This window comes from Achromobacter piechaudii NBRC 102461 (assembly GCF_001571245.1).
Taxonomy (GTDB): Bacteria; Pseudomonadota; Gammaproteobacteria; order Burkholderiales; family Burkholderiaceae_B; genus Achromobacter; species Achromobacter piechaudii.
The window spans coordinates 1177547-1194293 of record NZ_BCTK01000005.1 but is presented as its reverse complement, the minus strand read 5'-3'; the positions used below and the strand labels follow the sequence as shown (position 1 = coordinate 1194293).

The following is a 16747-nucleotide window of genomic DNA, read 5'->3' as shown; positions in this document are numbered from 1 at the left end:
AGGTGCGGATTATAGAGCCCGACGTCCATCCAGCGTACGCTGGTAGACATCCACTGTGGCAGCCGCGAAACGTTGCAGATTGAAGTCGCGCAGGCTGGTTTCGCGAGCCCGGATTCCCATTTCGCGAACCTTCTCGGGATGGTCCAACATGAAGCGCAGCTTGTCGGTCATCGCGGCCACGTCGCGCACCGGCACGATCCAGCCGTCCACTCCGTCGGTCACGTTCTCGGGCAGGCCGCCGGCGTCCGTCACCAGCGCGGGCAAACCCAGCGCCATGATTTCGCGGCAGGCGAAGGACAGGGCTTCGCGGTACGACAGCACGAAGCCCGCATGACAGGACGCCAGTGAGGCGCGCACGTCGTCCAGCAAGCCGGGAAAGCGCACCTGATCGATCATGCCCAGTTCACGCACGCGCGCCAGCTTGGCTTCGGACGGCGGGTCGCCCGCCACCATCAACAGCACGCGGCCCTTGTCCTCGGATGGCAGGGCCGCCACTGCGGCCACGAGGTCGAGCCAGCCCTTGTCGTAGTCGGTGCCGCCTGCACTGCCCAACAACAGCTTGCCCTGCCAGCCTTCGCCGAAGATCAGCGTGCGCAGCTTTTCCAGGCTCTCGGCCGGCGGCGGCGCGAAGAAATCGGTATCGATACCGTGGCGGATCGTGGTGATGGGGCGCTTGCTGTAAGGCGAATGCTGCATCAGGCCATGAACGTAATCACTGACCGCGATGCCATGATCGGTAGCCAGCGCCACCCGCAGCTTGTGGCCAAAGCTGGAAAGCGGATGGTCGTTGTGCTTGGTGAATACGATGCGCGGACGGCGCGCCATGCCCAGGGTCGCCAGCATGACTTGCTTGTGGTCGGCCGAACCATTGGCATGGATGATGTCGAAGCGCCCGCTCTTGATCAGGCGGCGCAATTTTGCACGGTCCTTGAACCAGGACGACGGCCGCGTCGTGTACAGCATGTCCACCACCGTCACGCCAGGAATGGCGCGCGCGTAGCGATACAGCCGGCTGGTGGGCGGCGCGGCCACGGTGATCTCGTGGTCGCGCGCCAGCGCCTTGGCCAGGTTCACGATATAGGTGACGTGGCCCCCGCCGTTGTTCGCATGGAAGTTCGTGTAGAGAATCTTCACTTCTGCTTCTCGGCCAGGAACATCAGCTTGGAATAGCGAAAGAAGCTGCCGGCCGCAGCCGTCACCGCCAGCACCAGGCCGTGCCGGCCATCCAGGAAACCGCGCCGGATCAGGTAGATACGCACGAAGGTCCAGAAACCATGGCCCAGCGCGCCAAAGACAGACGTGCGGCGACCCTTGGCGTACATCATCGCGGCGGCGTCGGACGAATAGCGGTTGATCTTGTTGATCAGCGCGTCCAGGTTGTCATAGGGATAGTGATTGAAATAGCCCTGCATCTTCAGCGGCTGGCCGCTGGTGGGCACCACCCGTTCATGCACGGCGGCATCGGTGAAGCGCGCCGTGCCGCGTTTGAACAGGCGCAAGACGTAGTCAGGCCACCAGCCGCTGTGGCGGATGTCCTTGCCGCAGAAATTCGACAGGCGGGCAATTTCGTAGGCATCCGCGCGCGGCTGGGCCAGCACGTCCTGGATTTCGCGGGCCAGTTCAGGGGTCACGCGTTCGTCGGCGTCGATGGACAACACCCAGTCGCCCGTCGCCAGGTCCAGCGCGCGGTTCTTCTGCGGGCCGAAGCCGGGCCAGTCCGCAGTGATTTCCACTCGGGCGCCCAGCGCCTGGGCCAGTTCAACGGTGCCGTCAGTGCTGCCCGAATCGACCACGATGAATTCGTCGGCGAAGGACACGGACTTCAGGCAAGCGGCGATGTTGGCCGCTTCGTTCTTGGTGATGATGATGACTGATAGCTTCATCCGCGATTCCTAAGACGCTTTTTCCAGGCTTTCCAGGCGTGGTAGCGCGGTCCCCAGAACGGGTTGCGCGACAACCAGATGCGCCGGTTCAGCCAGCTTCCGCCCTGATTGCGCACGGCGAAACGGTAGATGTGTGCAGGGTCCGCGCCGGGGGTGTTCTGCCCGAAAGGGTCGGTAGTGTACAAGTGCGCGAAACCCGCCTGCCGCGCGGCGGCCACGTAGTCGGCGTCGAAGTAGCCCTGCGGCCAGCACAGATGGTCGCTGACCGAGCCCAGGCGCTGCACCAGGGTCTGGCGGGAATCGTGAAGTTCCTGCGCGATGTGCTCGCGCTTGGCTTGCAAGTCGTCGCCACAAACCTTGTCCCAGCGCGTGTGCGTGTGGGTGTGCGAATGAAATTCAAAGGTGCCCGCCGCTTGCATCGCTTCGATCTCGCTCCAGCGCAACATCGCCTCGTCGGCGCGGCCCGAGGCCACCAGTTGCTTGCAGGCATCGTGATCGGGCGTGGCCGGCAGCGCGCCGCCCTGGCCGGCATGCGGCCGCACGGGGCCGTCGCCGATCCAGCCCGTGATGGTGAACAGCACGGCGCGCATGCCATGGCGGGCCAACACCGGATGCGCGTGCACCCAGTTGTTCAGATAGCCATCATCGAAGGTGATCAGCACCGAACGCTCGGGCACTGGCTGGCCGGCCAGGTAGCCGGCGAACTGCGCGGCTGTCAGCGATTGGTAGCCCGCGCGCGCCAGCCGCGACACCTGGGCTTCGAAGACGTCGGGGGTCGCCGCGATCATGCCGCCCGCCGGGGTGACATGGTGGTACATCAGCACGGGCACGTTGGGCGCGTTCATGCGGCGCGTTCCGCCAGCCATTTCAAGTAGACGGCCTCGGTGGTCTCGGCAAGACGGGCGGGAGAAAACACGGCTTCTTCCCAGACCATCTTGCGCCCCGCCGCGCCCATCTGGCGGCGCAGGGCGGGGTCATCGATCAGGCGCTGCAACGCATCGACCAGCGCCTGGGGATTCTTGGGCGGCACCAGAATGCCTGTCTCACCATCGCGGAACATTTCGGAAACGCCGCCCACGTCGGTTCCGACCACCGGCAGGCCGCTGGCCTGCGCTTCGACAAACACGGTGCCCGAGGCCTCTTGCTGCGTGGCCAGCGCGAACACGTCGAAGCCCGCCAGCAGGTTGGGCACATCGCGGCGCATTCCCATCAGGTGGATGCGATGTTCCAGGCCCAGTTGGGCGACGTATTCCTGCGTCTGTTCGAAGACCGGCGAGCCTCCGCCGACAAACACCAGATGCAGTTTCGGACGAGTCTGCATCAAGGGGGTCATCGCGTCGATCAGGTCCTTGTGGCCTTTGGTGGCGCGCATGACCGCCACGCAGCCCACGACCACGTCGTCATCGGCCAGGCCGAGCTCGTCACGCAAGGTAGAGTGCTCGACAGGCGCCGGCAGCACGATAGGCGAATAGACCGTGGCGATCCTGTCGGCGGGCACGCCGCGTTCGATCAGATATTCGCGCACATGATCGCTGACCGTCGTGACCCGATGCGGCAGCCACGTGTAGGACCACATGGAACCGACCTTGTTCGACAGGTGCCGGGTGCGCACGATCAGGGGCGTGCCGGCCAGCCGCGCCCCCATGGCCGCGATGACCGTATCGCGCCGGCTATGCGTATTGAGCACGTCAAAGCGCCCTTCTCGCAGAATTCGACGCACGGCGGCCACGCCCTTGAAGTAATTCACCGGCCCGTCCATCTCGACCTTATGCACGGTGAACCCGGCATCCGTCAGGCGCTCGACCAACATGGCCCGTGGCTGGACGATGGCTTCAACATGATGGCCGCGCGCGCGCATGGCCGTCATTTCCTTGAATATGCGCCCTTCCTGGCCACCGAAACTGGTGGCCGCTTCCGAATGCACGATACGCAGGCTTTGCATCAATAGGTCACCTCAACCCCATCGGGTTTGGTCCAGGCGTTCAGGTTTTCGAGCAGCGTGTCGGCCATCCGGACGCGCCATTCTTCGCCCAGCCGCACGGTGCACAGAAAATTGTTCTTGGTATAGACGATATCGACCGGCACGCCGGGGATGCCGTTTTCGGGTTCGGCGCGGAACGGGTTCAGCATCTGGCGCAGGCGCGCCGCATCGGCCGATCCGTTGAGCTTGACCCGCAGCGACTTCGCGCGGGCCTCGCGCGCCAATTGCAGGTCATACAACTGTTCGGCCACGATGCGCATGCCGCCGGAATAGTCGTCGTTGCTGACCTTGCCTTGCACGATGACGAGCTGGTCTTCGCGCAGGCGGTTGCGGTGCTTTTCGTAGAGCTCGTTGAACACCGAGATCTCGACCTGGGCGGTGCCGTCATCCAGCACCGCGAACACCATCTTGCCGCGCCGCGTCATCATGACGCGCACGCTGGCCAGCACGCCGCACATCCATTGCAGATCGCGCTGCGGCTCCACGCGCGCCAGCTGCATCGGCACGATGCGGCGCACTTCGTCGCGCCAGGCGTCGAACAAGTGGCCGCTGTAGTAATAGCCCAGCGCGGATTTTTCTTCCGTCAGCTTCTTGTGCAGGTCCCAAGGCGCGACCTTGGCCAATTCGCCCGCGACCACGTCACCGCTGTCATCGCCGAACAACGACGCCTGGTTGGCGCTGCGCGCCGCCTGTTCGGCCGCTTCCATGGCGGTCGGCACCGAGGCCAGCATCGCGGCGCGGTTCGGCTCGATAGTGTCGAACGCCCCCGCCTTGATCAGCGCTTCGATGGTGCGGCGGTTGACCGCCTGCTTGCCCACGCGGCGGCAGAAGTCGAACAGGTTCAGGAACGGACCGCCTTCCTTGCGCGCGCGCAGGATGTCTTCGACGGCGCCCTGCCCCGTGCCCTTGACGGCGCCCAGGCCATAACGCATGGTGCGCGGCGGCTTGCCCTTTTCGGTGTATTTGTCCTTGACGGGTTCGAAGCGGTAGCCCGAGAAATTGACATCGGGCGGCAGCACTTCGACGCCGTTGTCCTGCGCGTCGCGGCAGAAAATCTGGACCTTGTCCGTGTCGTCCATATCGGAGGACATGGTGGCGGCCAGGAATTCGGTCGGGTGATAGGCCTTGAGCCAGGCGGTCTGGTAGGAGATCAGCGCATAGGCGGCCGAGTGCGACTTGTTGAAGCCGTAGCCCGCGAACTTTTCCATCAGGTCGAACAGCTTGACCGCCAGGTCCGGGTCATGGCCCTTTTCCTTGGCGCCCTGTTCGAACAATTCGCGGTGCTTGGCCATTTCCTCGGGCTTTTTCTTGCCCATGGCACGGCGAAGCAGGTCGGCGCCGCCTAGCGAATAGCCGCCGATGATCTGCGAGATCAGCATCACCTGTTCTTGGTAGACGATGACCCCGTAGGTGCTCTTGAGCGTGCCTTCCAGATCGTTGTGGAAATAGTCCACCGCGGCGCGGCCGTGCTTGCGGTTGACGAAGTCGTCCACCATGCCCGATTCCAGCGGCCCCGGTCGATACAGGGCCAGCATGGCGATGATGTCTTCGAACGTGTTCGGGCGCAGCTTCTTCAACAGCTCTTTCATGCCGCGCGATTCCAGCTGGAACACGGCGGTGGTGTTGGCGTCGCACAGGATCTTGTAGGCGGCCGGATCGTCCAGCTCAAGCGCCATGACGTCGAAGTCGCGCTTGTCCTCGTTGAACTGGCGCACGTAGCGCACGGCCCAGTCCAGGATGGTCAGGTTGCGCAAGCCCAGGAAGTCGAACTTGACCAGGCCGGCGGCCTCGACGTCGTCCTTGTCGAACTGCGAAACGGCGCTGTTTTCCTGGCCCGGCTGGCAATACAGCGGGCAGAAATCGGTGAGCTTGCCGGGCGCGATCAGCACCCCGCCGGCGTGCATGCCGATGTTGCGCGTCAGGCCTTCAAGCGGCTTGGCCAGGTCGACCAGCGCGCGCACTTCCTCTTCCTGCTCGTAGCGGTCCTTGAAGGCAGGCTCGTCCTTCAGTGTGCGTTCCAGCGACCACGGATCCATCGGGTTGAACGGGATCAGCTTGGACAGGCCATCGCAGAACATATAGGGCATGTCCAGCACGCGCCCGGCGTCGCGCACCACGGCCTTGGCGCCCAGCGTACCGAAGGTGGCGATCTGGCTGACGGCGGCGCGGCCGTATTTTTCCTTGACGTAGTCGATGACGCGTTCGCGGTTGTCCTGGCAGAAGTCGATATCGAAGTCGGGCATGGAGACCCGCTCGGGATTCAGGAAGCGCTCGAACAGCAAGTCATAGCGGATCGGATCCAGGTCGGTAATGCCCAGGGCATAGGCGACCAGCGAGCCCGCGCCCGAACCCCGGCCCGGGCCCACGGGCACGCCGTTGTTCTTGCCCCAGTTGATGAAGTCCTGAACGATCAGGAAGTAGCCCGGAAAGCCCATCTGGATGATGGTCTTGCATTCCCAGCGCAGGCGCTCGTAGTACTGCTCGCGCTTGGCCTCGCGTTCGGCCTCGTTGGGAAACAGGAATGCCATGCGCTTTTCCAGGCCCTCTTCCGACAGCTGGACCAGGTAATCGTCCAGCGTCACGCCGTCGGGCGTGGGGAAGTTGGGCAGGCGCGGCTTGCCCAGCACCAGGCTCAGGTTGCAACGCTTGGCGATTTCGACCGTGTTGGCCAGCGCCGACGGCACATCGGCGAAGCGCCGCGCCATTTCCTCGGAACTGAGCAGGTACTGCTCTTTGGTGAACCGGCGCACGCGGCGCGGGTTGGCCAGGATTTCGCCTTCAGCGATACAGACACGGGCCTCGTGCGCCTGGAATTCGTATTCGTCCAGGAATTGCACGGGGTGCGTGGCCACCACCGGCAGGCCGGCTTCGCCCGCCAGGCGCATCGCGGCCTGGGTGTAGGCTTCGTCGCCGTCCATGCCGGCGCGCTGCAATTCAATGTAGTAGCTGCCCGGAAACAGGTGTGCCCATTGGCGCGCCAATGCCAGCGCCGATACCGCGTTGCCGGCGTCCAGCGCCTGGCCCACGTCGCCCATGCGGCCACCGGATAGCGCGATCAGGCCCTGCTGGCCCTGGAGCCATTCGCGGCGGATCTCGGCGCGGCCCTTGCCCTGGTTCGTCAGGAACGCCTTGGACAGCAATTCGCAAAGATTCAGGTAACCCTGATGGTTGCGCACCAGCAACAGCAGCCGGAATGGCTTGGACGGATCGTCGTCGTTGCTTAACCAGACGTCGCAACCGGCGATGGGTTTGACCCCCGCGCCGCGCGCGCCTTTATAGAACTTGATCAGGCCAAACAGGTTGGACAGATCGGTCAGCGCCACGGCGGGCTGACCCAGCTTGGCCACGCGCTTGATCAGGTCGGGAATGCGCACGATACCGTCCACGACCGAGAACTCGGAGTGGACGCGCAGATGCACAAAAGGGGTCGGGTTTGTTACGGCTTCGGACATAGCGGGAATTGTACCCAGGGATCTTGGTCCAAGCCCCTGCGTCCGCATTTTCGGAATCGGCGCTTATGAACCTTGTGTAACAATAGAGGGTCGATCGGACCCTACAGTCGCAGGACGCCGCTACATATGAAATGGTTAATCCCCGGGATCTGGCTGGCCGCCATCCTGTTCGCCCACTTTCGAGGCCGGGTCAAACTGCCGCTGGGCCGGCAAATGCTGGACCACTCGGTGCTGCTGGCCCCCGTCAACGCCTTCATGGTCTTGGCATCGCGCGTGCCTTCCACGCCCTACCTGACGACCAGCGAAATCGCCGAGCTCAAGGTATTGGACGACAACTGGGAAACCATCCGCGAAGAAGCCGTGCAAATGGCGGAAATGCGCAGAATCCGCGCCGCCGACGCCCATAACGACATCGGCTTCAACTCTTTCTTCAAGTACGGCTGGAAGCGTTTCTACCTGAAGTGGTATGACGCCCGCCACCCGTCCGCCGAAGAACTCTGCCCCAAGACCGTCGCCATCCTGAAGACGCTGCCCAAGGTCAAGGCCGCGATGTTCGCCGAGCTGCCTCCCGGCGGCCAGTTGAACCCGCACCGTGACCCCTTCGCCGGTTCGCTGCGCTACCACCTGGGCCTGGTGACACCGAACGATGACCGTTGCCACATCATCGTCGATGGCGAAACCTACAGCTGGCGCGACGGCGAAAGCGTCGTGTTCGACGAAACCTACGTGCACGAAGCCTATAACCGTTCGGAACAAAACCGCATCATCCTGTTCTGCGACGTCGAACGCCCGCTCAAGTGGCGCTGGGCCGAAGCGTTCAACCGCTGGTTCGGACGTGTCGTGATGTCGGCGGCCAGCTCGCCCAATGACGGCGGCGACCAAACCGGCGCCATCAACCGCCTGACCCACGCCCACTGGGTCATCGACCAGAAGCGCAAAGCGTTCAAGGCCTGGAACCGCACGGTCTACAAGGCCACCAAGTTTGGTTTGATCGCGCTGGTGATCCTGGGCTTTATCGCTCTGTAGAGTAAGCATTCGGCCGGGCGGCCACGCGCGCTTTGCGCGCGGGCCCCCGCCAACCGGAATCCCCCTCAGCGCTTGAGCGACTCCCAGCTTTTCATCAGCCGCTTTACCGAAACCGGCATCGGCGTGCGCAGCTCCTGCGCGAACAACGCCACCCTCAGCTCTTCAAGCAGCCACCGGAACTCGTCCAGGCGCGGGTCCGGCGCGCCCTTGAGCGCCGACCGCGCGCGCTGGTACTGCGTCAGCAGCGGCGCCATCTCGGCCACCAGCTTCGCATCGCGCGCCGGATCGGCGCGCAACTTGTCGATACGGGCGACGGCCGCCTTCAGGTAGCGCGGGTAGTGCGACAGCTGCGCGTAGGGCGTATCGCGGATGAACCACTTGGGCATCAGCGCGCCCAGCTGCTGCTGCAAGTCGGCATACGCCGATGCGTGCGGCTTGGCCTGCGGCAGCTTGCGCTGCACAGCGGCGTACTCGGTCAGCACGGCGCCGGCCAGCCGGGCCACTTCCTGCGCCAACAGCCCCAGCCGTCCCTTGCCTTCCGCCCGACGGGCATCGAATTGCTGCTCGTTCACCGGCCACGGTTCGGCCAGGCACGCCTGCCCCAGCGCGCAGTCGATGATCTGGTCGCGCAATTCTTCCTGCGTGCCCAGCGTCATGTACAACATGCTGATCTTGGTCAGGTCGGCCAGGTTCTTTTCCAGGAACTTGACCTGCTCGCGCAGCCCCAGCCGGAACAGCCGCAGCAAACCTGCCCGATGATGCTTGCGGGCCTCATCCGGGTCATCGAACACGTCCAGATCGCAATGCGTGCCACGGTCCACCAACGCCGGATAGCCGATCACTGACTGGCCGCGCCGCTTGATCTCCATGATCTCGGGCAAGGGGCCGAACGACCAGGTCGTCAGGTTTTCATGCGCCAGCGCCTGCGCCACCTGCGTATCGCTGGCGGCCAGTTGCTGGAACGTGGCCTGCGCCTGCTTGCCGAATTCGGCCCGCAACTGCGCCAGATTGCGGCCGGCCGCCAGCATGCGGCCGTGTTCGTCCACCACGCGGAAATTCATGAACAGATGCGCGGGCAAGGTTTCAAGCTTGAAGTCGCCCACGGCGGGGCGCACCTGCACCTGGTCCCACATGTCGGCAATGATCGCCTCGACCAGCCCTTGCTGCGGGTCGGCTTGCCGTTCAAACCAGCGCTCGTAGAAGCCGGCGGCGTAGTCCGGCAGCGGCACGCAGTGGCGACGCAGCTTCTGCGGCAGCGACTTCAGCAGCAGATGCACCTTTTCCTTGAGCATGCCGGGCACCAGCCACTCGCAGCGGGCCGGATCGATCTGGTTCAGCGCAAACAGCGGCACCGACAGCGTCACGCCATCGCGCGGCGAACCCGGCTCGAAGTGGTAGTCCAGCGCCATGGTCACGCCCTGCCATTCCACCTTTTTGGGAAAGACATCGGTCGTGACGCCCGCGGCTTCGTGACGCATCAGCTCGTCGCGGGTCAGCATCAGCTTGGCGGCGGCGGCCTTGTCCAGGCTGGCCACCCACTTTTCCAGCGACGCCGTCTGCGAAATGTCGGCGGGTAGCTGGCGGTCGTAGAACGCGTAGATCAGCTCGTCGTCCACCAGGATGTCGGGGCGGCGAGTCTGGTGCTCCAGTTTTTCGATGCCCGCGATCAGCTTGCGGTTGTGCGCGACGAACGCCAGGCGCGTGTCGATCTCGCCGGGCACCAGGGCCTGACGGATGAACAGTTCGCGCGCCTGCGTCGGGTTGACTCGGCCGTAATGGATGCGCCGGCCGGTGTATATCGTCAGCCCGTACAGCGTGGCGCGCTCGTTGGCGACCACCTGCCCGGCCTTCTTTTCCCAACGCGGGTCTGACCAATTCTTGCGGATCAGATGCGCGCCCACCTTTTCCAGCCACACCGGATCGATGCGCGCCACGCAGCGCGCATACAGGCGCGTGGTCTCGACCAGCTCGGCCGCCATGATCCAGCGCCCCGCCTTCTTGACCAGGCGCGAGCCCGGATGGATGTGGAAGCGGATTTCACGCGCGCCCTGGTAATGGCCGCCTTCGTCGCTCTTGAAACCGATATTGCCCAACAGGCCCGACAGCAGCGCCAGATGCAGCTGCTCGTAGGTGGCCTCGGCCTGGTTCACGCGCCAGCCCTGCTCGCCCACCAGCGCCGCCAGCTGCGTATGCACATCGTGCCATTCGCGCAGCCGGATGGGCGACAGGAAGTTCTGCCGCAACAGGCCGACCAGCTTGCGCTGCGAGGCCTTGTGCTGGACCTGCTCGCCATACCAGCGCCACAGCTTCAGGAAGGAAATGAATTCCGATTTGTCGTCGGCAAACTTCGCGTGCGCGGCCTCGGCGGCTTCGCGTTCCTGCATGGGCCGGTCGCGCGCGTCCTGCACCGACAGCGCCGAAGCGATGATCAGCATCTCGGCCAGGCATTGATGTTCGCGCGCGGCCAGGATCATGCGGCCGATGCGCGGGTCCACCGGCAGCTTGGCCAGTTCGTGGCCCGTCTGCGTCAGCACAAAGGACGCGCCGGTCCGGGTGGCCTCGGCATCGTCGTCCGACGTGGACGCCAGTTCGATGGCGCCCAGCTCTTGCAGCAGGTGATAGCCGTCGGCCACCGCGCGGCCCGGCGGGGCCTCGACGAAGGGAAACTGTTCGATATCGTCCAGCTTCAGCGACTTCATCCGCAGGATGACGGACGCCAGCGACGAGCGCAGCACTTCCGGGTCGGTGAAGGGCGCGCGATTGTTGAAATCCAGCTCGTCGTAAAGCCGGATGCAAAGGCCCGGCCCCACGCGGCCGCAACGGCCCGCGCGCTGGTTGGCCGAGGCGCGGCTGATCGGCTCGATGCGCAGTTGCTCGACCTTGTTGCGCCACGAATATCGCTTAATGCGCGCCAGGCCGCTATCGACCACGAAGCGGATGCCGGGCACCGTCAGCGAGGTTTCGGCCACGTTCGTGGCCAGCACGATGCGGCGCGCATTGGTGCGCGGATGGAAGATCTGTTCCTGCTCGGCCTGCGACAGGCGCGCGTACAGCGGCAGCACTTCGGTGCCGGCCGGGTGGCGCTTGCGCAGGGCCTCGGCGGATTCGCGGATTTCGCGTTCGCCCGGCAGGAACACCAGCACGTCGCCCGGGCCATGGCGCGCGCATTCGTCCACGGCGTCGACGATGGCGTCGATCAGGTCGCGTTCTTCGTCGCCCGACATGCGTTCGCGGTCGCGGCCCGGCTTGGCGGCGGGCGCGGCCGCATCCTCGGCCGGCTCCTCACGCACGGGGCGATAGCGCACCTCCACCGGATAGAGGCGGCCCGACACCTCGATGACCGGCGCGGGCTTGTCTTCCGACGCCGCGAAATGCTTGGCGAACCGGTCGGCGTCGATCGTGGCCGACGTGATGATCAGTTTCAGGTCCGGGCGGCGCGGCAGCAGCTGCTTGAGGTAGCCCAGCAAGAAATCGATGTTCAGGCTGCGCTCGTGCGCCTCGTCGATGATGATGGTGTCGTAGCGGCGCAGCAGCGGATCGCGCTGCGACTCGGCCAGCAGAATGCCATCGGTCATCAGCTTGATCGACGCGTTCGGACCGGTGCGGTCGTTGAAGCGCACCTGATAGCCCACCACTTCACCCATCGGCGTGTTCAGCTCTTCGGCGATGCGCTTGGCGACCGAGGTAGCGGCCAGGCGGCGCGGCTGCGTATGGCCGATCATCTTCTGGCGGCCACGGCCCAGCTCCAGGCAGATCTTGGGCAACTGCGTGGTCTTGCCCGAGCCCGTCTCGCCACTGACGATCACGACCTGATGGCCCGCAATCGCGCGCGCGATTTCCTGCCTGCGCGCACTGACGGGCAGGTCTTCGGGATAGGTGACGACAGGGATCGGGCGCTCGGGACGGTCGACGCGGTCCCCGCGTTCTGGACGTTCAGCGCGCGCAGGACGGTCGCCACGTTCAGCGCGTGCCGGACGGTCCCCGCGTGCGGGACGTTCGGCGCGGGCAGGACGCCCCCCACCCTCGGGACGCTCCGCACGTGCGGCGGGGCGCTCGCCCCGTTCAGCATGTTCGGCACGCGCGGGACGTTCAGCACCCTCGGCAGTTGCAGCGCGCGCCGCACGCTCGGGGCGTTCGGCGTTTGCCGGGCGTGGCGATCGGCGGGGTGCGCGCGAAACCTCGGTCGGGGCCGACGACGCGTCGGTAGCCCCCGGAGCAGCCGCTTTGGGCGCCCGCGGGCGGGATGATTCAGGCATGTACGATAGTCCGGTTAGCCCGGCATTATAAATTTCTATGGCTTGTCTGCCGGCAAGCACTCTGATTTCGTGGAAATCCGGCACTAAATTAGCGCTGATTTTCCGCCTGCGCATCTTCCCGTGGGCCATATAATTTCGCCACGCCGTCACGCGACGGCGCTATGACGCGGCAGGCGCCGCGTTTTTACCGACTCTCAGGAATCCCTCCGCCCATCATGCCCGACCTGGAACCAGACACCGTCTCCGCCCTTGAAGCCCCAGAATTCGCACCCGCCCAGTTCGTCCGATGGTTTCGAGACGTGGCGCCCTATGTGCACGCATTCCGAGGCAAGACGTTCGTGGTGGCGTTCGGCGGCGAACTGGTGCAGGCCGGCGCGCTCAACGCGCTGGTGCAGGATCTGTCGCTGCTGTCTTCCCTGGGCATCCGCCTGGTGCTGGTGCACGGCTCGCGCCCCCAGGTCAATGAACAGCTGCGCTTGAAGGGCTACACCCAGCAATTCGACCGCGGGCTGGCTCCCACCGACGCGGCCGCGCTGGAATGCGCCAAGGAAGCCGCCGGCGAAATCCGCCTGGATATCGAGGCCGCGTTCAGCCAGGGCCTGCCCAACACGCCGATGTCGCACGCGCACATCCGCGTCATCTCGGGCAATTTCGTCACGGCCCGCCCCACCGGCGTGCTGGACGGCGTGGACTACAAGCACACCGGCCAGGTGCGCAAGATCGACGTCGAGGCGCTGAAGTTCGCCATCGAGAAAGGTTCGTCGGTCGTGCTGCTGTCGCCGCTGGGCTTTTCGCCGACCGGCGATGCGTTCAATCTGGCCATGGAAGACCTGGCCACCAGCGTCGCCGTGGCGCTGCGCGCCGAAAAACTGATCTTCCTGTCCAGCTCGCAGGGCGTGCTGAACGATGACGGCTCGCTGGATACCGAACTGGCGCGCATTGATGCCGACGCGCTCCTGGCGGGCGGCGAACTCGACGAAGAAACGCACGCCTTCCTGCAATACGCATCCCTGGCGGTCAAGCGCGGCGTAGCCCGCGCGCACCTCTTGCCCTTCGCGCTGGATGGCAGCGTGCTGCTGGAAATCTTCACCCACGATGGCGTGGGAACCATGGTGGTGGAAGACACGCTGGACGATCTGCGCGCCGCCACGATCGACGACGTAGGCGCCATCCTGAGCCTCATCGAACCGCTGGAAGCGGACGGCACGCTGGTGCCGCGCCCGCGCAGCGTGATCGAGCGCGACGTGGAAAACTTCACCGTGCTGGAGCACGACGGCGTGATCTACGGCTGCGCCGCGCTGCACACGTTCGCCGACGAACAGATGGCCGAAATGGCGTGCCTGATCGTGCACCCGGAATGGCAGGGCTCGGGCGAAGGCGAGATCCTGCTGCGCCACATGGAATCGCGTGCGCGGGCCACCGGCGCCAAGCGGCTTTTCGTGCTGACCACGCGCACCTCGCACTGGTTCATGAAGCGCGGCTTCGTGCAAGGCGGCATCACCGACCTGCCGCGCGAAAAGCAGAACAATTACAACCGTTCGCGCAACAGCCTGGTGTTCATCAAGAAGCTGTAACGGGCGAGGCAGGCACGGGGCAGCCCGGCCTTCCCCAGTGTCCGAAGGGGCTTGGCGCCCTTACCGCGCCAAGCCCGCTAAAATACGGCGTTATCCTATTTTCGGCAGCGAACCATGTCCCGTATCGTCAACTGTGTGAAATTGAAGCGTGAAGCCGAAGGGCTGGATTTCCCCCCCTATCCCGGTGAACTCGGCACGAAAATCTGGCAGAGCATTTCCAAGGAAGCCTGGGAAGAGTGGAAAGCCATCCAGACGCGTCTGGTCAATGAAAACCGCCTGAACCTGGCCGATGCCCGCGCCCGCAAGTACCTGAAGGAACAGATGGAACGCTTCCTGTTCGAAGACGGCACGGTGGAAGCCCACGGCTACGTTCCGCCCTCGGCCTGATCCAGGCGCGCCGCCCTGCCGCGCGGCGGACGGCGCCCCCCTCATCGAGCCCCTCGTTCGCGAGGGGCTTTGCTTTTTCGGACGACGTCGCGAAAGCGCGCCCAAGCCACCTGAAGCAGCCCTTAAGATCGAAGTTTGCCGGCCGTATTAATGCTGTCATGAAACAAGAATCGCGCTTGCCTCTCCCCGCCGATCCGCCGTCGTCCATCCAGCGCGCCATGGCGATCGAGCCCGACCGCCAGACGGGCACACTGCGCGACGTGCGGCACGTTGTCGTTCTGATGCAGGAAAACCGGTCGTTCGACCACTATTTCGGCACCATGCCCGGCGTGCGCGGTTTCGCCGACCCACATCCGGTTCCAACGCTTGCCGGCAACGTGCTGACGCAAACGGACGGCGCCAACGCATGCCGGCCCTATCCGCTGAACGCCGAGTACGCGAGCGACACGCCCGTCGGCTACATCACGCCGCATACCTGGAGCGACGCGCAGCAGGCATGGAACGACGGCCGCATGGACCAATGGCTGCCGGCCAAGGGCCGCCTGGGCATGGGCGCGTACACCGGCCAGGAAGTCGCGTTCCAGACCGCGCTGGCCAACGCATTCACTGTGTGCGATGCCTATCACTGTTCGTTGCACGCGGGCACCAACCCGAACCGCCTGTTCCTGTGGACCGGCACGAACGACCCGACAGGCGCGGCAGGCGGACCGGCACTGGTGAATCATTACGACCGCCTCGGCCCGGCCAGCGAAGGCTATCGCTGGACCACCTACCCCGAGCGCTTGCAGGATGCCGGCGTGGACTGGCGCATCTACCAGGACATGGCGGACAACTTCAATGACAATCCGCTGGCGGGTTTCCGGCAGTATCGCGAGGCCTACGCCAGCAGCGCGGAATCCGTCGCGCTACGCGACCGTGCGCTGTCCACCCATACGTTGCAGGATCTGGCGCGCGACGTGGCTGCGGGCCAGTTGCCGGCCGTCTCCTGGATCATCGCGCCCACAGCCGACTCCGAGCATCCGGAAGTCTCTTCCCCTGGACGGGGCGGCGCGTATGCGGAGCGTGTGCTGGACATTCTGACCAGCAATCCGGAATCCTGGAGCCGCTGCGTCTTCCTCGTCACCTACGACGAGAACGATTGCTTCTTTGACCACGCCCCTCCCCCCGCCCCGCCCGCGCGTCATACGGACGGTTGCTCGGGCGGACTGTCAACCGTGGAGTTGGACGGTGAATACCATGACGCCCGGCTGGGGCGCAGCGCCATTTCCGAAGACCCGGTGGCCTTGCATGGCCGCGCGTTCGGCCTCGGGCCGCGCGTGCCGATGCTGGTGGTGTCGCCCTGGAGCCGTGGCGGCTGGGTCAATTCGCAGGTGTTCGACCACACCTCGGTGATCCGCTTTCTGGAAGCGCGCTTTGGCGTGACGGAACCGAACATCAGCCCGTGGCGGCGTGCCGTGGCGGGCGACCTGACTTCGGCCTTCGATTTCAGCGGCGACCGCGGACCGCACCATCCCGACAGCAACCGCCACGCGTGCGCGCTGCCCTACGCGCTGGAGGCCGTGGGCCGCATGACCGCCGACGCCGAGCACTATCGGCTCACCTTGCGCAACCCCGGCAGCGCGGCCGCCGTGCTGCACGTCTACGACCGCCACGACCTGGCCCGCGCGCCCCGCCGCTACACCATCGGCTCCGGCGCGCGGCTGGATGACGGCTGGCGGGTTGGCCCCGGAGGCATCTACGATCTGTGGCTGCTTGGTCCCGACGGCTTTCATCGCCAGTTCAAGGGCGATGCGCAGGACGGCGGCACGCTGGAAGCGCAGTTGGTGCCGGTGACCTCTGGCGTGCGCGTGCGGCTGGTCAATCACAGCGACACGCCGCAGCCCGTGAAGCTGGAATCGCGCATGGGCGACGGGTGGCGCGCGATGGCGCACGTGCCCGCCGGCGGCGCGCTGGAACTGAAGTACACGGGCTGCGAAGGTTGGTACGACGTGGAAGTCAGCGCTCCCGCCCTGCCCGCATTCGGACGCCGGCTGGCCGGACGCATCGACGCGGGCAAGCCGGGCGTGCCGGACCCACGGCTTTGCCAGGGCGCGACGCTGCCGCTATAGCAGTTGCGGTTGCTGTTTTTGCTGCCGCAAGCGCTGGCCCAAAAAAAGACCCCGTCGCATATCGCGCGGGGTCTTTGTCT

10 protein-coding genes are annotated in these 16747 nt (G+C 65.3%); 4 read left to right on the top strand and 6 right to left on the bottom strand.

The features are described from left to right. Window positions 1-9: 9 nt before the first annotated feature. Genes API01S_RS12120 through dnaE form a run of 5 tightly spaced genes read right to left on the bottom strand, consistent with a single transcriptional unit; the run spans window position 10 to window position 7316 of the window. Window positions 10-1134, bottom strand: a complete 1125-nt coding sequence (locus API01S_RS12120) for a glycosyltransferase family 4 protein (RefSeq protein ID WP_061304596.1) — start codon at window positions 1132-1134, stop codon at window positions 10-12. Next, the gene (locus API01S_RS12115; RefSeq protein ID WP_061304593.1) at window positions 1131-1883 is read right to left on the bottom strand and encodes a glycosyltransferase family 2 protein; all 753 of its coding nucleotides are present in this window, start codon (window positions 1881-1883) and stop codon (window positions 1131-1133) included. Before API01S_RS12115 ends, API01S_RS12120 begins: the two co-directional genes overlap by 4 nt. After that, a complete protein-coding gene (locus tag API01S_RS12110; RefSeq protein ID WP_061304591.1) occupies window positions 1880-2728 on the bottom strand; it encodes a polysaccharide deacetylase family protein in 849 nt (282 codons plus the stop codon). Before API01S_RS12110 ends, API01S_RS12115 begins: the two co-directional genes overlap by 4 nt. Continuing rightward, on the bottom strand, window positions 2725-3825 hold the full coding sequence (locus tag API01S_RS12105) for a glycosyltransferase family 4 protein (protein WP_061304589.1): 1101 nt from the start codon (window positions 3823-3825) through the stop codon (window positions 2725-2727). The genes API01S_RS12110 and API01S_RS12105 overlap by 4 nt, the downstream gene beginning before the upstream one ends. Beyond that, window positions 3825-7316, bottom strand: coding sequence for a DNA polymerase III subunit alpha (dnaE, locus tag API01S_RS12100; RefSeq protein WP_050727666.1), 3492 nt, complete (start codon window positions 7314-7316; stop codon window positions 3825-3827). Before dnaE ends, API01S_RS12105 begins: the two co-directional genes overlap by 1 nt. Before the next feature lie 126 nt (window positions 7317-7442). On the opposite strand from dnaE, the gene lpxO reads away from it, so the two are divergent. Beyond that, entirely contained in the window at window positions 7443-8342 is a 900-nt protein-coding gene (gene lpxO, locus API01S_RS12095; protein WP_006218479.1) for a lipid A hydroxylase LpxO, read from the top strand. 65 nt (window positions 8343-8407) lie between these two features. On the opposite strand, the gene hrpA is transcribed toward lpxO, so the two are convergent. Continuing rightward, complete coding sequence (gene hrpA / locus API01S_RS12090) at window positions 8408-12598, bottom strand: ATP-dependent RNA helicase HrpA (RefSeq protein ID WP_082305929.1); 4191 nt, start codon at window positions 12596-12598, stop codon at window positions 8408-8410. Between the two features lie 215 nt (window positions 12599-12813). On the opposite strand from hrpA, the gene argA reads away from it, so the two are divergent. The 3 genes from argA (at window position 12814) to API01S_RS12075 (ending at window position 16667) form a co-directional block, all read left to right on the top strand. Continuing rightward, on the top strand, window positions 12814-14172 hold the full coding sequence (argA, locus tag API01S_RS12085) for an amino-acid N-acetyltransferase (RefSeq protein ID WP_061304587.1): 1359 nt from the start codon (window positions 12814-12816) through the stop codon (window positions 14170-14172). Between the two features lie 114 nt (window positions 14173-14286). Then, window positions 14287-14559: an oxidative damage protection protein gene (locus tag API01S_RS12080; protein ID WP_006218476.1), complete on the top strand. Its 273-nt coding sequence runs from the start codon at window positions 14287-14289 to the stop codon at window positions 14557-14559. Window positions 14560-14717: 158 nt separating this feature from the next. Next, window positions 14718-16667: a phosphocholine-specific phospholipase C gene (locus tag API01S_RS12075; RefSeq protein ID WP_082305930.1), complete on the top strand. Its 1950-nt coding sequence runs from the start codon at window positions 14718-14720 to the stop codon at window positions 16665-16667. The last annotated feature ends 80 nt before the right edge of the window (window positions 16668-16747 follow it).